The following is a 20,966-nucleotide window of genomic DNA, read 5'->3' on the forward strand; positions in this document are numbered from 1 at the left end:
ACCTCTTATTTCCCGTAACCTTTTGATGGGGTAAAGGTATTCCCCACGATTGGCGCGGTATCGGCCTGCGGTACGTGACATTGCAGACAGAAATAACGACGCGGAGCCACTTCCGCGCCCACTTTGCCGTCGCTGTCCATAAAGTGAGTAGGACTGATGCGCGGCGCGCCAGTGGTGCGATAGCTTTCGACACCGTGGCACTGCAAGCAGCGGTTGGTATTGGTCGTTACCTGATAACCTTCAACGCTATGCGGGATCATTGGCGGCTGATTCACATAGTTCAGCGGCATCCGATCCTGCTCTTTTGGCATCCGAATGGCCCCTTCCTGCGTCCCGGATACTTCCGGCGACTGGCTAAAATCGACGCCATTAGCCGCCCAAACCGCGCCGCTCACCACCAGGGCCAGCATCGCCGTCCATTGACACAGCGCTTTCTTCAGGTCATGGCTTTTCATGATTTCGCTCCCGAACTCCATCGTGTAGTTATTGTAAATACATCCTCAGAACAGACATCCACGCAGCGACCGCACGTCATGCAATCGCGGCTGGTGACCTGCACCGGGCTTTGTTCATCCAGCACCGGGGCACGTAGCACATGCGGTTCCGGGCAAACATGAAAACAATCCATACAGCGGTTACATTTCTGCCGATCGGTGGCCGCAACGGTAATGACACCTTTGCTACCCAGCACGCCATACAGCGCGCCAACCGGACAAATGTGCCCGCACCAGCCGTGTTCAACGACCAGTAGATCAAATAAAAACAGCGCGAGAATAAGCAGCGCGCCGCTGCCGAATCCCATTACCAGACTGCGCCCCATCAGGGAAACGGGGTTGATCCATTCCCAGATGAGTGTGCCGGTTAAGGCCGATCCCAGCAGAATGACCACCAACAGCACGTAGCGAATGTGGCGAGGGATCGTCGCAGACTGATTGAGGTCAAAGCGCCTGCGTAACCAGTTCGCTAAGTCGGTAATCGGGTTCAGCGGGCAGACCCAGCTGCAAAATAATCGCTTTGCTGCCAGGGCGTAGAGCACGGTGATAATTACCGCACCGGTCAACGCCACCGTGGCAGGCAGATGACCGCTGGCAAGACTTTGCAGCGTCATCAGCGGATCGGTCAGCGGAACGGTGTCGAATAACAGGCTACTGCTGTAGTTGCCGTGCAAGATCCACACACCAAACCACGGACCGCTCAAAAACATCCCCAGCACGAAGAACTGACAAAGGCGACGTAACACCAGCCAACGGTGGCTGCGCCACCAGCCTTTTTTCTCCAGCGCCTCGCGCCCGGCGTCACGTTTACGATTTGCCATTGTTCCCCTCCAGCCAGCCGAAGCGGTAATGGTGACCTAACTCCCCTTTCGCCAGTGACAGCGGTAACACCTTGATTGCCGGTTGTTCCAGCACGCACACTTTTTCGCACTTACCGCAGCCGGTACAGGCGTCGCTGTGAACCGTCGGCAGAAAGCGGGCGTGCTTACCGGTACGCGTGTTGCGCTCCAGCTCCAGGGTGATTGCCTCATCAATTTTCGGGCATTCGCGATAACAAACATCGCAGCGCAGCCCCTGAAAGTTGAGACAGTTTTCCTGGTCCACCAGTACCGCCAACCCCATCCGCGCGTCGTCGATCGATTCGATCTCACGATCCAGCGCACCGCTCGGGCACACTTTGGCGCACGGAATGTCCTCACACATTTCGCAAGGAATATCCCGTGCGACAAAATATGGCGTGCCCGCCGACAGGCCAGAAGCCAGCGTCGCCAGTTTTAAGGTGTCATAAGGGCAAGCCTGAACACACTGACCGCAACGCACACAGGCACTGGCAAAGGCGTTCTCGTTTATGGCTCCGGGCGGGCGCAACCGCACGCCAGATGCGCGTGCGGTTTGCTGTTGTAACCCCAGCGCCACACCCACGGCAGCCAGCCCGCCAGCTGTGCGAACGACATCGCGCAGAAAGCGGCGGCGACCATTTTGAGGTTTCGCTGACCGGGACATAATGGCTTACACCTTCTCCAGTTTGACCGCGCACTTCTTGAAGTCCGTCTCTTTCGAGAGCGGATCGGTCGCGTCCAGCGTCAGTTTGTTAACCAGCTGTGCGGCGTCGAAGAACGGCATGTACACCAGGCCCTGCGGCGGACGGTTACGACCGCGCGTTTCGACAATCGAGATCACTTCGCCACGGCGAGAAACCACTTTCACTTTGTCGCCACGGCGCAGATCGCGCGCTTTCGCATCCAGCGGGTGAATAAACAGGACCGCTTCCGGGAAGGCGCGATGCAGTTCCGGCACACGGCGAGTCATACTGCCGGTGTGCCAGTGCTCCAGGACGCGTCCGGTAGAGAGCCACAGGTCGTACTCTTCATCCGGTGCTTCCGCCGCCGGTTCGAACGGCAGTGCGAAGATCACCGCTTTGCCATCCGGTTTACCGTAGAACTTATAGCCTTCGCCCGCTTTCACGTACGGGTCGTTACCTTCGCTGTAACGCCACTGTGTTTCTTTACCGTTCACCACCGGCCAGCGCAGACCGCGCGCTTTGTGGTAGTCATCGAACGGTGCCAGATCGTGACCGTGACCGCGACCAAACCATGCGTACTCTTCGAACAGCCCTTTTTGCAGATAGAAGCCCAGCTCGCGGGATTCATCGTTCAGCTGATCTTCCGCCAGTTCGGATACAGGGTATTTGCTCACTTCCGGGGTGGCATACAGAACTTCGTACAGCGTTTTGCCACGCAGTTCCGGTTTCTTCGCCAGCAGCTCTTCCGGCCATACTTCTTCAGTTTTGAAGCGGCGGGAGAACTGGACTAACTGCCAGAGATCCGATTTCGCTTCGCCCGGTGCCTGTACCTGCTGACGCCAGAACTGAGTACGGCGTTCGGCGTTACCGTAAGCGCCCTCTTTTTCTACCCACATTGCGGTCGGCAGGATCAAGTCCGCTGCCAGCGCACTGACTGTCGGATACGGATCGGAGACGATGATGAAATTGCGCGGATCGCGCCAGCCCGGCATACGCTCTTCATTGATGTTCGGCCCGGCCTGCATGTTGTTGGTACACATGGTCCAGTAAACATTCAGCTTGCCGTCTTTCAGTGCACGGTCTTGTGCTACCGCATGCAGACCGATTTTTGCCGGAATGGTGCCGCTCGGGATATTCCACTTCTTCTCGCAGATATCACGATGTTTCTCGTTAGTCACCACCATGTCCGCAGGCAGACGGTGAGCAAAGGTGCCCACTTCACGCGCAGTACCACACGCGGAAGGCTGCCCGGTCAGGGAGAACGGACCGCAACCCGGCTGGGAAATTTTGCCGGTCAGCAGGTGCAGGTTGTAGACCAGGTTGTTGGCCCACACGCCACGAGTATGCTGGTTGAAGCCCATCGTCCAGTAGGAGATGACTTTCTTGTTCGGATCGGCATACAGCTGCGCCAGTTGTTCCAGCTGATCTTTTGGTACGCCAGTCATTTCGGCGGTTTTTTCCAGCGTATACTCGGCAACGAAGGCTTTGTAATCTTCAAAGCTCATCGGTTCGGAGGCGTCAGAACCTGGATTCTTCGCTGCTTTTTCCAGCGGATGGGTCGGACGTAAACCGTAGCCGATGTCCGTCGCCCCTTTGCGCAGGTTAACGTGTTTGCTGAAGAAGTCCTGATTTATCGCATTGTTTTGAATGATATAGTTGGCGATATAGTTCAGGATCACCAGGTCAGATTGCGGCGTAAAGATGATGCCGTTATCTGCCAGCTCGAAGCTACGATGCTGGTAGGTAGAAAGCACCGCCACGGTAACGTTCTGGTTAGAGAGACGACGGTTAGTGATGCGCGACCAGAGGATCGGGTGCATCTCCGCCATGTTTGCGCCCCACAGCACAAACGCGTCAGCCTGCTCGATGTCGTCATAGCAGCCCATCGGCTCATCCATACCAAAGGTACGCATAAAGCCAACTACCGCCGACGCCATACAGTGACGCGCGTTCGGGTCGATGTTGTTCGAACGGAAGCCCGCTTTGAACAGCTTGGACGCGGCATAACCTTCCCAGATAGTCCACTGACCAGAACCGAACATACCGATCGATTCCGGCCCTTTTTCTTTCAGGGCGGTTTTGAATTTCTCTTCCATCACATCGAAGGCCTGATCCCAGGTGATTGGGGTAAATTCGCCTTCTTTGTCATATTTACCGTTTTTCATACGCAGCAGCGGCTGCGTCAAACGGTCTTTACCGTACATGATCTTGGGCAGGAAATAGCCCTTAATGCAGTTCAGACCACGGTTAACCGGTGCGTCCGGGTCGCCCTGACAGGCCACCACACGCCCCTGCTGCGTTCCGACCAGAACGCCGCAACCAGTACCGCAGAAACGGCACGGCGCTTTATCCCATTTAATGGCTTCCTGCTGACCAACAACGGCGCGGGCAACGCCCGGCACGCTGAGACCGGCAGCCGCCGCAGCGGCCGCAACGGCGTTAGCTTTCATAAAGCTACGACGACTGAGTTTCATGGTGTTTCCTCACCTTGCTCTTCCTGCTGGTGATAAACCAGCGACACCGCCAGCACGCCCTCTACGTTGCGTACTGACTCAATGGTTTGGATCAGCGTTTCGCTGTCTTCTGCTTCCACCACCACAATCAACTGACCGCTCGGCGCGTCGCTGACAGCAACTTCACAGCCGGGAAAGGCGTTCAGTTGGGTGCTGATGTCTGAAATTCGTTCGCTTTTGGCCTGCACGACCAGGCTGCAAACTTGCCAGTTAGTGTGCATGGAGATACTCCGCAGTTATGGCTGATACCGGACAGCTGGCTGCACATGCTCCACATCCGTTGCAAAGTTGGCTATTAAGTTGCGGCTGGTAGATCCCGGAGAGCGTCGGGCGAAAGATAATTGCCATTGGCTCACAGCTATCCTGACAGCGGCGGCATTCAACTGACTGATACGCCAGGCACGCGTCCCCAATGGTGAACTGCAAATCCCAGGCCCTGGTGTGGCGCGGAGAAAATAGCGATTCGGGGCAAGCCTGCGCGCAGGCGTAACAGAAGCTGCACTCGTTATTTTTGAAGTTAACGCTCGGATAGCCGCCCGCGCCGCGTTGCAGAATGTTGTTTTCACAAGCATTAATACAGGCGTCGCAGCGGGTGCAATGGGTCAGAAAATGAGATTCATCACCGGACCAGGGCGGACGGATACCGTTACTGGCTTTGCGCCAGCGACCAGTGAGTATGCCCCGACGGGATGCATCAATCTTCACATTGACCTTCCATCATTAACGCGCTCTGAAAATTGAGAGCGACCAAATAAACCGCATAATTAATAAGCCATTTTTATAGCCGCTAAGATATTAAAGGATGTGTCAAAGATGCATACCCCGATCGGGGTAAAACCTGTAGCAGGATCAAAAGAGTGGCGGGAAGCGTGGCAAAAACGGGCTTTTGCTCACATTTCAAATGGTTATAAACATATTTATATAGCGATTAATTCACCAGAAATATTTCTGTTGGTTTGCTCTCTCATCAGAATTTAACACTAAAAGAGCAGGTAAAATCATCTGAATGTTCTTTAAGTTATTCATAAAGCAAATTAATAAATCTGATGAATATGTTAACCTTCAGCGACATCATCGGTGAAAACCTATAAATGAAGAAGGAAAGCAAAAATGAAGACCATTCTACCTGCAGTATTGTTTGCCGCTTTCGCCACCACCTCCGCCTGGGCGGCAGATAGCGTCCAGCCACTGGAAAAAATCGCGCCTTATCCGCAAGCTGAAAAAGGCATGAAGCGTCAGGTGATTCAGTTAACCCCGCAAGAAGATGAATCTACCCTGAAAGTAGAACTGTTAATCGGTCAGACGCTGGAAGTCGATTGCAATTTGCATCGTCTCGGCGGGAAGCTGGAAAGCAAAACGCTGGAAGGCTGGGGCTATGATTATTATGTCTTTGATAAAGTCAGTTCCCCGGTTTCGACGATGATGGCCTGCCCGGATGGCAAAAAAGAGAAGAAATTTGTCACCGCGTATCTGGGCGATGCTGGAATGCTGCGTTACAACAGCAAGCTGCCGATCGTGGTGTATACGCCAGACAATGTGGATGTGAAGTACCGCGTCTGGAAGGCGGAAGAGAAAATTGACAACGCGGTAGTTCGCTAAACTGCTGTGAAGTGCGGCACCCCGTAGGTCGGATAAGGCGGTCACGCCGCATCCGACATCTAACGCCCGAGCCGGTTGACTGATGCGACGCTGACGCGTCTTATCTGCATACGCCACATCCGGCATACCATGCCGGATGTGGCACATCATCACAACGCAATATCCGCCACTTCTTTTTGAACGGGTTGCGGTTTCAACTGCGGTTTCGGCGTACTATCTGCTGCCTGCGGCTTGTCGTATTTCAGCCCCAGCACTTCGCTGGTGTACTGCAACTCGCGCTCCGTTGCCGCTACATCACCGTTCAGCTTGCGTCCATAAGACGGAACGATCGCTTTCAACGTAGCCTGCCATTGCGGGCTGGAAACGCGATCACCAAATACTTTTTCCAGCAGATCCAACATAATCGGCGCGGCGGTTGACGCCCCTGGCGATGCCCCCAGCAGCGCGGCAATAGTCCCTTGCTGGTCACTGACGACTTCGGTACCCAGACGCAGTACGCCACCTTTCTCTGCATCACGCTTGATAATCTGCACGCGCTGCCCCGCTTGCCACAAACGCCAGTCCTCTTTTTTCGCCTGCGGATAGTACTCTTTCAACGCTTCAAAACGATCCTCTTCACTCAACATCACCTGACTCACCAGATATTTAACCAGATCGAAATTATCCAGCCCGACGTGCATCATCGGCATCACGTTAGAGGTGGTGGTGGAACTCATCAGATCCCACAATGAACCGTTTTTGAGGAATTTGGTTGAGAAGGTGGCAAATGGCCCAAACAGCACGACGCGTTTACCGTCCAGAACACGGGTATCGATATGCGGAACCGACATCGGTGGTGCGCCAACGGATGCTTTACCGTAAACCTTCGCCAGATGGTGATTAACCACGTCCGGGTTTTCCGAAACAAGGAACTGACCGCCCACCGGGAAACCGGCGTAGTCTTTCGCTTCCGGAATCCCCGATTCCTGTAACAACTTCAGCGCCGCACCGCCCGCGCCGATAAAGACAAATTTGGCGCGGATGTTCTGTGCAGTGCCGTTTTTCAGATCGGCAACAGTGACGGTCCAGGTGTTATCGTCATTACGCTTTAGGGCGCGGACTTCGCTGCTGAGTTGCAGCGAAAAATTAGATTTCTTCTGCAAGGAAGCAATTAACTGGCGGGTGATCTCGCCATAGTTCACATCAGTACCGATTTCCGTACGCGTGGCTGCCACTTTCTGTTGCGGATCGCGCCCTTCCATCACTAACGGTGCCCACTCTTTGATCTGCGCGTGATCTTCAGAGTAACGCATACCACGAAACAGCGAGCTTTGTTGTAACGCGGCGTAACGGGCGCGCAGGAAATTGACGTTATCCTCGCCCCAGACAAAGCTCATATGCGGAACGGTATTGATAAATGAACGCGGAGTACGCAGCACGCCGCGCTCGACCTGGTGTGCCCAAAACTGGCGGGAAATCTGAAATGCTTCGTTAATGGCGACTGCTTTTTCAATACTGATGCTGCCATCGGCGTTTTGCGGAGTGTAATTGAGTTCCATCAGTGCAGAATGCCCGGTTCCGGCGTTGTTCCAGCCGTTCGAACTCTCCTGCGCGACACCCTCCAGGCGCTCCACCATGGTCATCGACCATTCAGGCTCCAGCTCGCGTAAATAGGTCCCCAACGTGGCGCTCATAATGCCGCCGCCAATCAACAGTACATCAGTTTCCTGCTCCTCGGACGCTTTCGCTTTTGCCGCCATCGAAACGGCATTAAGCCCCACGGCCATCGAGAAGAGCATGGCAGTCACTTTTTTCATCTTGTTAATGCCTTACTTTTAGTCGCTTTATTGCAGGTGAGATTTGCGCGGCATCAACGGTAACACTTAAGTAACAATATTTAAATAATGTTTATAAATTATATTCTAATTTTAGAAACATTATAATTTCGTTGATTAATTATAGGGTTATTAGAAATGAAGGGATTTTTAGCATATTGACCTGGCGACAGCAGTCCGCCAGGTCAGCGTCGTAATATTATGCCGTCCGGGCAACGGCATCACGCGAAGCAGCATCGCGCTCTTCGCCTATCAGCTCGCTAAGTTGCCCGTTGCGCATTTCCAGCAGGCGGTCGGCGTGGATAAAGTAATGATCATCATGACTGATGGCGAAAATAGTTTTACCCATCTCCTGCATCAGCGGCAGCAACACCTGATAAAACTCACGACGGAAGTGTGGGTCCTGATCCGCCGCCCATTCATCCAGCAGGATAATATCGCGTTCTTCTGCCAGCGCCAGCAACAGCGCGACGCGTTTTTTCTGCCCTTTCGATAACTTCAGGTTAACAATACGCCCGTTGCTTAACTCAAGCTTATGAGCCATTTTCAGTTGCGCCAGCCACTTCTCAATCAGTTGCGGGTTAGCGGGTTGACCCTCCGGCCCCAGCAGTTGATCGAACAGCCAGACATCGGTAAACACTGCCGAAAACAGTTTGCGATAATCTTCCGGTTGTTCGCCGCTGACAGGTTTGCCATCCAGCAAGATTTCGCCGCTTTGTGGCTGATACAAGCCCGTCAGCAACATCGCCAGCGTCGATTTTCCGCTACCGTTGCCGCCAATCAGAAACAGCAGCTCGCCACGTTTGATGGTGAGATTAATCGGACCAACGGAAAACGCGTTATCCTGATAAGCAAACGTCACGTTACGCAGCTCCAGCGTTTGCCAGTTGGGAAACGCCTGCGGGCGCGGAAACTCTGCTTTGAAAGGCGCGAGCGCGAATTTGTTCAGCTTGTTAAACGCCACCTGCGCCGTCAGCAGCGTCGGTAATGCGCCAACCGCCGAAAGCAGCGGCGTACGCAGGAATAACAGCGTCAACGAATAGGTCGCGGCAACGTTGGTATCAGCCCAACCGAGACTGTTCGCCATCCAGAACACCAGGCCGATTGCGCCCAGCATCATGATGTTTGACCAGTTCACGGCACTAAGATGGAAGGTGTCTGCGCGGATAATATGATGGCGATACTCTTGCGCATCAGGAGTGTAGAGGTTGTTAAACACATACTCGGCGCGTTCACGGTTCAGAGTCAGCTCTTTGCGCCCTTCGAGTACGGTTTGAAAATCCGTGTACAGCTTATCTTCGGTTTCACGCAGGGTCGCCATATGTTTGTACACCCGCGCCACCAGCACAAAACCGCCCCAGATGGTGATCGCCATCCAGATAGCCGTTACCAGCAACATTTTGCCCGACAGCATCCACAGATACGCCGCTGAACCGATAGTGAGAATGATCCCCTGCACCAGTTCCGGCAGACGCACAAAAGCAATGGTGATATTGCGCACATCGCTGGTTAACCCCGCCAACAACGAGGCGCTACCAAGTTGTTCAATGCGCTCAACATGGGTATCCAGAATCCGCTTGATAAATTCACTACGCAGTCGGTAAACGAAGTGATGCCCCAAAGTGGTGAGCGCCAGTTGCGATCCGAGAGTGACTGCCATCAACAGCAGCAATAATCCCAGAAACTCCGGCAACACCAGCAGACTGGTATCCGCCGTTTCGATAAGGCGCTGATTGATAAAAGCAATTAAGCCAATGCCTAATGCCGCACTGGCGAGGCTTAGCGCCATCACACTGATAAATGGCCAGCGATACTGCCGCCAGACAAGTACAAGAAGTTCCATGCAGAAAACCCGGACAATGAATTGCAGCCCGCAGTTTAAACATCTTCGCGCACACAGCAATAATAATTCTTATTTTTATTCTTTTTTACCTGCCTGACGGAATGTCAGGTTGTAGCGGCAGTCGGTGGTGAGTGGATGAAACCCCGCTTTCAACGGTTGAATGCCATGATAAAACAGCCGCGATTCACCGCCCCATACCACCACATCGCCATGTTCCAACAACAAACGTTTTAGCGGATCATTTCGTTTCAGGCCGCCAAATTGAAAAATCGCGGGTAAGCCCAGAGAAACAGAAACAATCGGCGCGCGCAGATCCGGTTCGTCTTTATCCTGATGCAGCGACAGTTTCGCGCCAGGAGCGTAGCGGTTGATAAGACAAGCATCTGGCTGGAAATCTGGATAGCCCGCCGCCGTAGCCGCACGTTGACATAAATTATGAAAACTCTGCGGCATGGCGGGCCACGGTTTATTTGTTTGCGGATCAATGGGCGAATAGAGATAACCTTGCCGATGGGTCGTCCAGCCCAGATGCCCACAGTTGGTCATCGCCACCGACATGGTATATCCGCCTGGAGTGACCATCTGGCGAAACGGCGACTGGCTGGCAACATCATTAATATCGCGGATCAGTTGCTCCGCAGCGTTAAAAGCAAAACGCCGTAAAATTACCGCACCAGCCGCCAGTGGCTCTTGCCACGGTTCAGCATCGGCAAACAGATCCAACATTACCTCTCCTCATTCTCAGCTTCGCGGCGCAGCAGTTGCGCTTTACGCGACACGCCCCAGCGGTAACCGGAAAGTGTGCCATCACCACGGACCACCCGATGACAGGGTATTATGATAGCCAGCTTGTTGGCGGCACAGGCGCTGGCAACGGCACGTACCGCTTTCGGTTTGCCGATGGCGTTCGCCAGTTGCTGATAACTGACGGTTTCACCACAAGGTATCGTGCGCAGTGCCTGCCAGACTTGTTGCTGAAAAGCAGTGCCGCGAATATCCAGCGGTAACGTCAGCGGCGTATCGCGTTGATTGAGGCTGGCGATCACTTCACGCACATGTTGCTGAAACATCAAATCGGCAGGCGCGTTGTCGGCAGCGGGAAACATCTGCTGCAACTCGCTGATTAGTGTCGCGTCATCATCGCCCAGCAATATCGCGCAAATCCCCCGCTCGCTTTCTGCCACCAGGCAACGGCCCAGCTCACAATCAGCCAGCGCGTAACGCACCGCCAGATTTTCGCCACCGTGACGGAATTGTTTAGCCGTCATGCCCAGCGTTTCGTCGGCTTTGCGGTAGTAACTGCTGCTGTCGGGGAATCCGGCGTTAAGAATAGATGTAGTCACGCTCTCCCCTTTCGCTAACGACTCGCGCAAACGGCGAGCGCGCCAGGCCTGTTGCCAGGCTTTCGGTGTCATCCCGGTGGTGGCTTTAAACAATCGATGCAGATGGAACGGACTCATCGCCACCTGATCGGCTAAGGCTTCCAGCGTTACAGGCGTTTCCTGTTCCAGAAGTCGGCAGGCGTGGGTAATTTTATCCAACCGATGTTGCTGGGCATTGGCTTTGTCTGGCTGACAACGTTTGCAGGGGCGAAATCCGGCGGCGAGTGCCTCGCTGGCATTTGCGTAGAAGGAGACATTTTCCCGCAAGGCATGTCTGGCGCGGCAAGACGGACGGCAAAAGATACCCGTGGTGCGCACGGCGAAAACGAATTCGCCGTCGGCATTCGGGTCGCGGGCTAAGACAGATTGCCAGCGTTGATCGTCAGTTAAGCATGTGGCGTTTTTCATAATCAGCTCCCTGGTTAAGGATAGCCTTTAGTCTGCCCGGTCACCATCACGCAAAAACCAACAATCTTGCGCTTTAATTTTTTTCGCTGACAAGGAAGCTTTTAAACTGTGGTGACATCCAGGTTTTAAAGCTATCGTCTTCTTTGGTGATCATATAAACCGCCAGCCCTTCCCGGCGAACAACCTCTTTGGCTTTCTCCGGCCCGAGTACCATCAAGCCAGTATCCCAGGCATCGGCTTCCAGCGCCGTCGGAGCAATCACCGTCACGGATACCAGATTGTGTTCGATGGGACGCCCGGTTTGCGGATCGATAACATGGGAAAGACGTTTGCCGTCCAGTTCGTAATAGTTACGGTAGCTGCCAGAGGTGCTAATGCCATGACCGTTGATATCCACCACGGCCTGAACCGCATTTTCTTTATCAGTTGGTTTTTGAATCGCTACCCGCCACGGCTGGCCTTCACCGTTCATACCACGGCTGTTCAGCGCGCCGCCCACCGATACCAGATAGCGGGAAATCCCTTCCTGCTCCATCAAGCGTGCCAGGTGATCCGCCGCATAACCTTCACCGACAGTGGAGAGATCGACATATAAATCCGGCAGGTCTTTTTGCAGATATTGCTGATGCGACTGATTAATGACCGACAGGTGCTGTAAGCCGGTTTTGGCTTTCATCGCATCGATCTGTTCCTGGCTCGGAATTTGAACCGGCTGTTGTTCCGGGCCAAAGCCCCACAGATTCACCAGCGGCCCGACGGTTATATCCATCGCACCATCGGTCCTTGCGCCAATGCGCAGCGAGGTGGTGACGATATCGGCCATCGCTTCACTTACCGGCCACGGCGATAAACTTTGCGAGTCGTTAAATCGCATCAGCGCGGAATCTTTTTTATAGGTCGAAAGCAGCTGATCGTCGGCGTCCAGCTGGGTCTGAATCTTTTCTTTAAGTTCGGCACTGCGTTTGGCGTCAATGCCCGGAATGCTGGCACGCCAGAAGGTACCCATGGTTTTGCCTTCAAGAACGGTAACTTCAGTAGCGTGGGTTTTGGCGGGTTGTGTTTTTTGATCGCAACCAACAAAGAAGAGCGCGGCAGCCAGCAGTGCCACGCGGGTAAAGCTTATTTCCATACGTGATTATCCTCATGCGAACGGTCGCAAGAGTACACCAAAAAACTGTGTTTGTACGCTGAAAACAATGAAAAAAGGGCCCGCAGGCCCTTTGTTCGATATCAATCGAGATTAGAACTGGTAAACCAGACCCAGAGCTACGATGTCATCAGTGTTGATGCCAGCGTCACGGGTGAAGCGGTTGTCGTCCAGCAGGTTGATTTTGTAGTCAACGTAGGTGGACATGTTTTTGTTGAAGTAGTAGGTCGCACCAACATCAACATATTTCAGGATATCTTCGTCGTCGTAGCCACGACCCAGGTTTTTACCTTTAGACTGCAGGTAAGCCAGGGACGGACGCAGACCGAAGTCGAACTGGTACTGAGCAACAGCTTCGAAGTTCTGTGCTTTGTTCGCCCAACCCAGGGAACCTACGCGAGTTGCGTTGTAGGTCTGGGTGTACTGAGCAGCCAGGTAGATGTTGTTAGCGTCGTATTTCAGACCACCAGTGTAGGTTTCAGCACGGTCGCCAGTACCGATCAGGCCAGTGTTGTTCTGATCCCAGGTACGTTTGGAGCTGGAAACTGCAGCACCGATACCAAAGCCTTCATAATTGTAAGTAATAGAACCACCAACACCGTCACCGTTCTGCTCAAATACATCATCACGGCCATTAGTGGTCATACCTTCGCCATGAGCACTACCGTTTTTACCCTGATACTGAACAGCAAAATCAAGACCGTCAACCAGACCGAAGAAGTCGGTGTTACGGTAGGTCGCGAAACCGTTACCACGCTGCTGCATGAAGTTATCAGAATCGTAGGTATCACCACCGAATTCTGGCAGTACGTCGGTCCAGGAAGTAACATCGTAAACAACGCCGTAGTTACGACCATAGTCAAAAGAACCAACGTCCTGGAATTTCAGACCAGCGAATGCCACACGGGTCCAGGAACTATTGTCACTTTCAGGTTCGTTACCTTGAATCTGATATTCCCACTGACCATAACCGGTCAGTTGATCAGTAACCTGAGTTTCACCTTTGAAGCCAAGACGCATGTAGGTCTTGTCGCCATCTTTAGAGTCGTTATCGGAGAAATAGTGCAGGCCGTCAACTTTACCGTACAGATCTAATTTGTTGCCGTCTTTGTTGTAAATTTCAGCAGCGTTTGCTGCGCCTGCTACCAGCAGAGCTGGGACCAGGAGGGACAGTACTTTAACTTTCATGTTATTAACCCTCTGTTATATGCCTTTATTTGCTTTTTTATGCCACTGCATACTGATTAACCCTCATTAATCAGTCGGCAGGTCCATTCTCCCCAAAAATGCAGAATAATCCAACACGAATATGATACTAAAACTTTTAAGATGTTTCATTTATCGCTATAGATGTTTCAAAATGTAAATTCAAGGGAACTTTTTAAGATTATTGCGGAATGGCGAAATAAGCACCTAACATCAAGCAATAATAATTCAAGGTTAAAATCAATAACTTATTCTTAAGTATTTGACAGCACTGAATGTCAAAACAAAACCTTCACTCGCAACTAGAATAACTCCCGCTATCATCATTAACTTTATTTATTACCGTCATTCATTTCTGAATGTCTGTTTACCCCTATTTCAACCGGATGCCTCGCATCCGGTTTTTTTTACCCTTCTTTACACACTTTTCATTATTCTGTGCTACCACAGAAAAACTATAACGCTTGTTAACTATTTCACAAATAATTAACATCAGCATAATTTCCAGCAATCTTCGTTTATTTGCAATTAATTTCGTTGGGCTTTTTGTAGGTTATTTGTACAGCAAAATGGCGCTTGTACATCTATTTTCCCCAATGCAGGATGATAAATATCACGGGAGAATAGAGAATCATCAATCAGGTAAGAGTCTGGAATTTCACACTGTACCCTTTATACTGCCCTATCACTTCGCGAAGTTTTAACAGGTCATAAACACGAATGCGTCAGAAAGAGACAACGGCCACGACCCGCTTTTCACTCCTACCGGGGAGCATTACCCGCTTCTTTTTACTGTTGATCATTGTGTTACTGGTGACGATGGGTGTAATGGTACAAAGCGCCGTTAACGCCTGGCTGAAAGATAAAAGTTACCAGATTGTCGACATTACCCACGCTATCCAAAAGCGCGTCGATACCTGGCGTTACGTGACCTGGCAGATCTACGACAACATTGCCGCGACGACCACCCCCTCCTCCGGCGAAGGTTTACAAGAGACGCGCCTGAAACAGGATGTCTACTATCTGGAGAAACCACGCCGCAAAACGGAAGCGTTAATCTTTGGCTCTCACGACAACTCAACGCTTGAGATGACTCAACGGATGTCCACTTATCTGGATACATTGTGGGGCGCAGAAAATGTACCGTGGTCGATGTATTACCTGAATGGTCAGGATAACAGTCTGGTGCTGATCTCAACCCTGCCCCTTAAAGATCTCACCTCCGGATTTAAAGAATCGACCGTCAGCGACATTGTTGATTCACGTCGTGCAGAGATGTTGCAACAGGCCAACGCCCTCGATGAACGCGAAAGCTTTTCTAACATGCGCCGCCTGGCCTGGCAGAACGGTCATTACTTTACCTTGCGTACCACGTTCAACCAGCCGGGACATCTGGCAACGGTCGTGGCTTTTGATCTGCCGATTAATGATTTGATCCCACCGGGCATGCCGCTGGACAGTTTCCGCCTTGAGCCAGACGCGACGGCAACGGGAAACAATGATAATGAGAAAGAAGGGACGGATAGCGTCAGTATCCACTTTAACAGTACGAAGATTGAAATCTCCTCGGCACTCAACTCTACCGATATGCGCCTGGTCTGGCAGGTTCCTTATGGCACCTTACTGCTGGATACGTTGCAAAACATTCTGCTGCCACTGCTGCTGAATATCGGTTTGCTGGCGCTGGCGTTATTTGGCTATACCACATTCCGCCATTTCTCCAGCCGCAGTACAGAAAACGTCCCCAGCACGGCGGTCAATAACGAATTGCGCATTTTACGGGCAATCAATGAAGAGATAGTCTCACTGCTGCCGCTTGGCCTGCTGGTTCACGATCAGGAATCGAACCGCACTGTCATAAGTAACAAAATTGCCGATCATTTGCTGCCGCATTTGAATCTGCAAAACATCACCACCATGGCGGAACAGCATCAGGGGATTATTCAGGCGACGATCAATAACGAGCTGTATGAGATCCGCATGTTCCGCAGCCAGGTCGCGCCGCGCACACAAATTTTCATTATTCGCGATCAGGATCGCGAAGTGCTGGTAAACAAGAAACTCAAGCAGGCGCAGCGTCTGTATGAGAAAAACCAGCAGGGGCGGATGACCTTTATGAAAAACATTGGCGATGCGCTGAAAGAACCCGCACAGTCCCTGGCGGAGAGCGCGGCTAAACTCAACGCCCCGGAAAGCAAACAACTGGCGAATCAGGCTGATGTGCTGGTGCGGCTGGTCGATGAAATACAGTTAGCGAACATGCTTGCGGACGATAGCTGGAAAAGTGAGACGGTGCTGTTCTCCGTGCAGGATTTGATTGATGAAGTTGTGCCTTCAGTGTTGCCTGCCATCAAGCGTAAAGGTCTGCAACTGCTGATTAACAATCATCTGAAAGCACACGATATGCGCCGCGGCGATCGCGATGCCTTACGACGTATTTTGCTGCTACTGATGCAATATGCCGTGACCTCAACGCAATTGGGAAAAATCACCCTTGAGGTTGATCAGGATGAGTCCTCCGAAGACCGCCTGACGTTCCGCATTCTGGACACCGGAGAAGGCGTAAGCATTCATGAAATGGATAATTTGCACTTCCCGTTTATCAACCAGACCCAAAACGATCGCTATGGCAAGGCGGACCCGCTGGCATTCTGGCTGAGCGATCAACTGGCGCGTAAACTGGGCGGTCATTTAAACATCAAAACGCGGGATGGGCTTGGTACACGCTACTCTGTGCATATCAAAATGCTCGCAGCTGACCCGGAAGTTGAAGAGGAAGAAGAGCGATTACTGGATGATGTCTGCGTAATGGTGGATGTTACTTCAGCAGAAATTCGGAATATTGTCACTCGCCAGTTAGAAAATTGGGGTGCAACCTGTATCACACCCGATGAAAGATTAATTAGTCAAGATTATGATATCTTTTTAACGGATAATCCGTCTAATCTTACTGCCTCTGGCTTGCTTTTAAGCGATGATGAGTCTGGCGTACGGGAAATTGGGCCTGGTCAATTGTGCGTCAACTTCAATATGAGCAACGCTATGCAGGAAGCGGTCTTACAATTAATTGAAGTGCAACTGGCGCAGGAAGAGGTGACAGAATCGCCTCTGGGCGGAGATGAAAATGCGCAACTCCATGCCAGCGGCTATTATGCGCTCTTTGTAGACACAGTACCGGATGATGTTAAGAGGCTGTATACTGAAGCAGCAACCAGTGACTTTGCTGCGTTAGCCCAAACGGCTCATCGTCTTAAAGGCGTATTTGCCATGCTAAATCTGGTACCCGGCAAGCAGTTATGTGAAACGCTGGAACATCTGATTCGTGAGAAGGATGTTCCAGGAATAGAAAAATACATCAGCGACATTGACAGTTATGTCAAGAGCTTGCTGTAGCAAGGTAGCCTATTACATGAACAATATGAACGTAATTATTGCCGATGACCATCCGATAGTCTTGTTCGGTATTCGCAAATCACTTGAGCAAATTGAGTGGGTGAATGTTGTCGGCGAATTTGAAGACTCTACAGCACTGATCAACAACCTGCCGAAACTGGATGCGCATGTGTTGATTACCGATCTCTCCATGCCTGGCGATAAGTACGGCGATGGCATTACCTTAATCAAGTACATCAAGCGCCATTTCCCAAGCCTGTCGATCATCGTTCTGACCATGAACAACAACCCGGCGATTCTTAGTGCGGTATTGGATCTGGATATCGAAGGGATCGTGCTGAAACAAGGTGCACCGACCGATCTGCCGAAAGCTCTCGCCGCGCTGCAGAAAGGGAAGAAATTTACCCCGGAAAGCGTTTCTCGCCTGTTGGAAAAAATCAGTGCTGGTGGTTACGGTGACAAGCGTCTCTCGCCAAAAGAGAGTGAAGTTCTGCGCCTGTTTGCTGAAGGCTTCCTGGTGACCGAGATCGCTAAAAAGCTGAACCGCAGTATCAAAACCATCAGTAGCCAGAAGAAATCTGCGATGATGAAGCTGGGTGTCGAGAACGATATTGCTCTGCTGAATTATCTCTCTTCTGTGACCTTAAGTCCGGCAGATAAAGACTAATCATCTGTAGGCCAGATAAGACGCGTCAGCGTCGCATCTGGCATTTGCACTGAATGCCAGATGCGGCGTAAACGCCTTATCCGTCCTACGAATCCCGCGATTTCCTGACCCTCTCGGCATATACCGTTAGCGTCTGTTTTATCACATCCAGCGTTACCGGCTTCGACAGGCAGCTGTCCATACCGGACTCCAGACACCGCTGCTTCTCTTCAGCCAACGCATTAGCAGTTACTCCGATTACCGGCAACGTCAGTCCCAACTGACGAATGCGTTGCGTCAAGCGGTAACCATCCATATTTGGCATGTTGACGTCGCTAAGCACGATATCAATATGATTCTTGCTAAGTACATTAAGCGCATCGACGCCATCATTCGCGGTTTTACATTGATAGCCCAACGAACCCAACTGATCTGCCAGAAGACGCCGGTTAATCGGATGATCATCCACGACCAGAATCATCATATCGTCGTTATCGCTGACCGCTTTGTCCGTCGACGGCAGAGCGTTCGCAGGATCATCGCTCTCCATCTCGATCAAATAAATACGCGCCAACAATGCCGGTAGCTCATGCGGGGCAGCCACACTGTGTACCCACTCCCCTGGCGCTTTCTCCAGCGGAATACCAATATGGCGACGACAGAAGGTCACTACCGCTCTACCCTGCCATTTTTGGCTCACTACCTCGTCAGTGATTAACACATCTTCGGGAGTCGGTTCCTGCCCTTCGTATGTTGTAACGACGATGCCGCTGCGCTGCAAACTGGTTTCCAGGAACTGACAGAGCGACGCATTGCGGACCGCCAGCCAGCAGCGTTTACCACTCAACCCTTCCACGCCTTTTTTCTGCGGATACTGAGCGCCGTACAACGGAATACGCACGGTAAACTGGCTGCCCATTCCCGGTTCTGAATCTACCGAGATATCGCCGTCCATCATGCTGATCAGTTTTTCACAAATCGCCAGACCCAGACCGGTCCCCTGGAAGTTTCGCTGTACGCCCGTTCCGACCTGGAAGAAGGGATCAAACAAGCGCACCACTTCTTTCGCCGGTATCCCCACGCCGGTATCGCGAACACGGATAGAGAGATAATCGCCATCAGCGCGAACATGCAAAACTATACAGCCGGTATCGGTGAATTTTATGGCGTTACTCAACAGGTTGGAGATGACCTGCTGTAAACGCATCGGGTCGCCATTTAAGGCCACTGGCACATCCGGTTCAATAAAGCAGTACAAGCCTAACTGCTTGCGTACCACCAGCGGTAAATAGTTGGCGGTGATGTGGTTCATCACTTCACGCGGTGAAAACTCACGCGGTTCGATCTTCAACTGTTCTGATTCAATTTTCGAGAAATCGAGAATATCGCTGATAATTTTCAACAACAGGCTGGAAGAGTTGTTCATTGCCGTCACCAGACGATCGACGCCTTTCGGTAACTCTTTGGTTTGCAACAGATCCAGGTTACCGATAATGCCATACAGCGGCGTTCGCAGCTCATGACTGACGGTGGCAAGGAACATCGATTTTGACTGGCTCGCCTGTTCCGCTGCTTGTGCCATCTCCTGCAACGACTCTTCCATCTTCACGCGCGAAGAAACATCCACCAGCACACAAATGGCCACGTTTTCATTACGATAGCGCGAATGGACGAAGCTGATTTGCAGATTGGTATTGTTGCTGGTCAGGACATCAACAAAATTGACCTGCTGCCCACAGATAATTTGCGTCAGTCGTTGGCGATCCTCATGCGTAAGCATATTGAGATAGGTATGCGCCAGTTCGTTACTTAAAATATTGACGCCATCAGCGGTACGCAAAATGCAGATACCCACTGGCGCGGAGGCGACAATCTTGCGATTAAACTGCTCATGTTCTTCCAGTCGCAGGGCGTCGCTTTCCGCCGGAATGAAAATACGTCGCTCGTACATCCGCGCGAGAGTAAACAATGCAGCTCCGGCAAGCACATTCAGCAAAATTGCGTTAAGGATCAACATGCGAATGCGTTCCAGCACCTTATCAACCGGCACCGAATACACGATGCTTAGCGATGAGGGTGGCAGATTTTTCTTCAGCACCAGCTCCCGGAACCCTTCCGTATAGCCAAACCAGGAGCGTTCCTGCATCCAGCGAGGATCGCCCTTAATTTTACTTTCTGGTCCGGTAAGCGAAATCAGGGTATGACCATTTTCATCAAGAATGGTACCCCCCATCGGCAACGTACCAGGTAAGAAAAAGTTCTCCATCCGGATGGTCTGCTCGACACCCAAAAGCGCCTGCAACCGGTTCGCCAGATAAACTGGCGTCAACGCGTAAAAATACCCGACGCCAGGGCGCGGACCTTCGCTGATCCAGTAGAGGTTACTGCCGCTATCATCTTGTGGTGCATTTCGATATTTATTGATGCGTTCATGCAACGCTTTCAACGCGGTATCGCGTTCCACTGGCATATCACGCAGACCGAAATTGGCCATGCAGAGGTTATCGCTGCCGATTAAAAATACCCGGTTGAGATCGTAAGCCGCAGAGAAATTATCGCGCCAGTAGCGCATAAACCACGCCAATGACTCCAGAGAACCTCGCCAGGTGTTACTCATTGCGGAACAATCGGAGTCGGCAAACAGCGGTTCAAACGCAGGCACATCCGCCTGCGTTTCTCGTCCACGCGGGGAAAGCACACCGTTTTCTGCCGATAAGCGATTTTCGGCGATGTACTTCAGCTCTTTCATCACATCAGAGGTGCGTTGAATAAAGCGCTGAGCCTGATCGGAACTCAGATTAAATTCCTGACGAATTTCCGATTCTCGCTGATGTAACGCATTAACGATGTAAAAAACGGATGAAAAAGCAATCAACAGCCAGAGCACTAACGCCAATGCTCTGAACATGTAGCGCGAGGCTTTCAGGGTTGTACGAAAAGAAGCAAGGTATTTCAAAGGGGCGAAGCTCCGCCTCAGGTGACCGATGGAGTGTGGTTAA

Annotated in this window: 17 protein-coding genes; 4 read left to right on the forward strand and 13 right to left on the reverse strand. The window is 51.8% G+C overall.

Annotated features, from left to right (window positions below; translation table 11 throughout):
- Window positions 1-5 precede the first annotated feature (5 nt).
- From napB to napF, 6 genes are read right to left on the reverse strand one after another with little or no spacing between them, the layout of a single operon-like run.
- Entirely contained in the window at window positions 6-455 is a 450-nt protein-coding gene (gene napB, locus ACJHWK_RS00430; RefSeq protein WP_000835174.1) for a nitrate reductase cytochrome c-type subunit, read from the reverse strand.
- Window positions 452-1,315, reverse strand: a complete 864-nt coding sequence (gene napH, locus ACJHWK_RS00435) for a quinol dehydrogenase ferredoxin subunit NapH (RefSeq protein WP_000013495.1) — start codon at window positions 1,313-1,315, stop codon at window positions 452-454. Before napH ends, napB begins: the two co-directional genes overlap by 4 nt.
- Entirely contained in the window at window positions 1,302-1,997 is a 696-nt protein-coding gene (napG, locus tag ACJHWK_RS00440; RefSeq protein ID WP_000091291.1) for a ferredoxin-type protein NapG, read from the reverse strand. The genes napH and napG overlap by 14 nt, the downstream gene beginning before the upstream one ends.
- A 6-nt stretch (window positions 1,998-2,003) precedes the next feature.
- Window positions 2,004-4,490, reverse strand: a complete 2,487-nt coding sequence (gene napA, locus ACJHWK_RS00445; RefSeq protein WP_000778069.1) for a nitrate reductase catalytic subunit NapA — start codon at window positions 4,488-4,490, stop codon at window positions 2,004-2,006.
- Entirely contained in the window at window positions 4,487-4,750 is a 264-nt protein-coding gene (napD, locus tag ACJHWK_RS00450; protein ID WP_000557378.1) for a chaperone NapD, read from the reverse strand. The genes napA and napD overlap by 4 nt, the downstream gene beginning before the upstream one ends.
- Window positions 4,740-5,234 carry a ferredoxin-type protein NapF gene (gene napF / locus ACJHWK_RS00455; RefSeq protein ID WP_000686723.1) on the reverse strand — a complete coding sequence of 165 codons (495 nt, stop codon included), beginning with the start codon at window positions 5,232-5,234 and terminating at the stop codon, window positions 4,740-4,742. The genes napD and napF overlap by 11 nt, the downstream gene beginning before the upstream one ends.
- A gap of 108 nt (window positions 5,235-5,342) precedes the next feature.
- Here napF and yojO point away from each other — a divergent pair, with 108 nt between their 5' ends.
- Complete coding sequence (gene yojO, locus ACJHWK_RS00460) at window positions 5,343-5,507, forward strand: protein YojO (RefSeq protein WP_001296837.1); 165 nt, start codon at window positions 5,343-5,345, stop codon at window positions 5,505-5,507.
- A gap of 132 nt (window positions 5,508-5,639) precedes the next feature.
- On the forward strand, window positions 5,640-6,128 hold the full coding sequence (gene eco, locus ACJHWK_RS00465; RefSeq protein ID WP_000849207.1) for a serine protease inhibitor ecotin: 489 nt from the start codon (window positions 5,640-5,642) through the stop codon (window positions 6,126-6,128).
- 149 nt (window positions 6,129-6,277) lie between these two features.
- Here the strand turns inward: eco and mqo are convergent, their stop codons facing one another.
- From mqo to ACJHWK_RS00495, 6 genes are all read right to left on the reverse strand, one after another.
- The gene (gene mqo, locus ACJHWK_RS00470) at window positions 6,278-7,924 is read right to left on the reverse strand and encodes a malate dehydrogenase (quinone) (protein WP_000758074.1); all 1,647 of its coding nucleotides are present in this window, start codon (window positions 7,922-7,924) and stop codon (window positions 6,278-6,280) included.
- Window positions 7,925-8,141: 217 nt separating this feature from the next.
- Window positions 8,142-9,785, reverse strand: a complete 1,644-nt coding sequence (gene yojI / locus ACJHWK_RS00475; protein ID WP_000422190.1) for a microcin J25 efflux ABC transporter YojI — start codon at window positions 9,783-9,785, stop codon at window positions 8,142-8,144.
- A gap of 75 nt (window positions 9,786-9,860) precedes the next feature.
- The gene (alkB, locus tag ACJHWK_RS00480; RefSeq protein ID WP_000884972.1) at window positions 9,861-10,511 is read right to left on the reverse strand and encodes a DNA oxidative demethylase AlkB; all 651 of its coding nucleotides are present in this window, start codon (window positions 10,509-10,511) and stop codon (window positions 9,861-9,863) included.
- The gene (ada, locus tag ACJHWK_RS00485; RefSeq protein WP_000786358.1) at window positions 10,511-11,575 is read right to left on the reverse strand and encodes a bifunctional DNA-binding transcriptional regulator/O6-methylguanine-DNA methyltransferase Ada; all 1,065 of its coding nucleotides are present in this window, start codon (window positions 11,573-11,575) and stop codon (window positions 10,511-10,513) included. Before ada ends, alkB begins: the two co-directional genes overlap by 1 nt.
- A 73-nt stretch (window positions 11,576-11,648) precedes the next feature.
- Window positions 11,649-12,704 (reverse strand): FAD:protein FMN transferase ApbE, encoded by a 1,056-nt coding sequence (gene apbE / locus ACJHWK_RS00490; RefSeq protein WP_000406118.1) that lies wholly within the window; start codon window positions 12,702-12,704, stop codon window positions 11,649-11,651.
- 111 nt (window positions 12,705-12,815) lie between these two features.
- Window positions 12,816-13,910: a porin OmpC gene (locus ACJHWK_RS00495; protein ID WP_000865539.1), complete on the reverse strand. Its 1,095-nt coding sequence runs from the start codon at window positions 13,908-13,910 to the stop codon at window positions 12,816-12,818.
- 738 nt (window positions 13,911-14,648) lie between these two features.
- Between ACJHWK_RS00495 and rcsD the strand changes: the two genes are divergently transcribed.
- Together rcsD and rcsB are read left to right on the forward strand one after the other, a co-directional pair.
- Entirely contained in the window at window positions 14,649-17,321 is a 2,673-nt protein-coding gene (gene rcsD / locus ACJHWK_RS00500; RefSeq protein ID WP_001590388.1) for a phosphotransferase RcsD, read from the forward strand.
- 16 nt (window positions 17,322-17,337) lie between these two features.
- Entirely contained in the window at window positions 17,338-17,988 is a 651-nt protein-coding gene (gene rcsB / locus ACJHWK_RS00505) for a response regulator transcription factor RcsB (RefSeq protein WP_001061917.1), read from the forward strand.
- 85 nt (window positions 17,989-18,073) lie between these two features.
- On the opposite strand, the gene rcsC is transcribed toward rcsB, so the two are convergent.
- On the reverse strand, window positions 18,074-20,923 hold the full coding sequence (gene rcsC / locus ACJHWK_RS00510) for a two-component system sensor histidine kinase RcsC (protein WP_113328625.1): 2,850 nt from the start codon (window positions 20,921-20,923) through the stop codon (window positions 18,074-18,076).
- Window positions 20,924-20,966: the final 43 nt, after the last annotated feature.

It is taken from the genome of Escherichia sp. WS547 (assembly GCF_046486065.1).
Classification (GTDB): Bacteria; Pseudomonadota; Gammaproteobacteria; order Enterobacterales; family Enterobacteriaceae; genus Escherichia; species Escherichia coli.

Excerpts from the sequence above, each read along its gene's own strand:
- ACJHWK_RS00495 (WP_000865539.1), bottom strand. The coding sequence starts at position 13,910 with ATGAAAGTTAAAGTACTGTCCCTCCTGGTCCCAGCTCTGCTGGTAGCA.
- yojI (WP_000422190.1), bottom strand. The coding sequence starts at position 9,785 with ATGGAACTTCTTGTACTTGTCTGGCGGCAGTATCGCTGGCCATTTATC.
- napH (WP_000013495.1), bottom strand. The coding sequence starts at position 1,315 with ATGGCAAATCGTAAACGTGACGCCGGGCGCGAGGCGCTGGAGAAAAAA.
- rcsB (WP_001061917.1), top strand. The coding sequence starts at position 17,338 with ATGAACAATATGAACGTAATTATTGCCGATGACCATCCGATAGTCTTG.
- apbE (WP_000406118.1), bottom strand. The coding sequence starts at position 12,704 with ATGGAAATAAGCTTTACCCGCGTGGCACTGCTGGCTGCCGCGCTCTTC.
- ada (WP_000786358.1), bottom strand. The coding sequence starts at position 11,575 with ATGAAAAACGCCACATGCTTAACTGACGATCAACGCTGGCAATCTGTC.
- yojO (WP_001296837.1), top strand. The coding sequence starts at position 5,343 with ATGCATACCCCGATCGGGGTAAAACCTGTAGCAGGATCAAAAGAGTGG.
- napD (WP_000557378.1), bottom strand. The coding sequence starts at position 4,750 with ATGCACACTAACTGGCAAGTTTGCAGCCTGGTCGTGCAGGCCAAAAGC.
- rcsD (WP_001590388.1), top strand. The coding sequence starts at position 14,649 with ATGCGTCAGAAAGAGACAACGGCCACGACCCGCTTTTCACTCCTACCG.
- mqo (WP_000758074.1), bottom strand. The coding sequence starts at position 7,924 with ATGAAAAAAGTGACTGCCATGCTCTTCTCGATGGCCGTGGGGCTTAAT.
- eco (WP_000849207.1), top strand. The coding sequence starts at position 5,640 with ATGAAGACCATTCTACCTGCAGTATTGTTTGCCGCTTTCGCCACCACC.
- napG (WP_000091291.1), bottom strand. The coding sequence starts at position 1,997 with ATGTCCCGGTCAGCGAAACCTCAAAATGGTCGCCGCCGCTTTCTGCGC.
- napA (WP_000778069.1), bottom strand. The coding sequence starts at position 4,490 with ATGAAACTCAGTCGTCGTAGCTTTATGAAAGCTAACGCCGTTGCGGCC.
- alkB (WP_000884972.1), bottom strand. The coding sequence starts at position 10,511 with ATGTTGGATCTGTTTGCCGATGCTGAACCGTGGCAAGAGCCACTGGCG.
- napB (WP_000835174.1), bottom strand. The coding sequence starts at position 455 with ATGAAAAGCCATGACCTGAAGAAAGCGCTGTGTCAATGGACGGCGATG.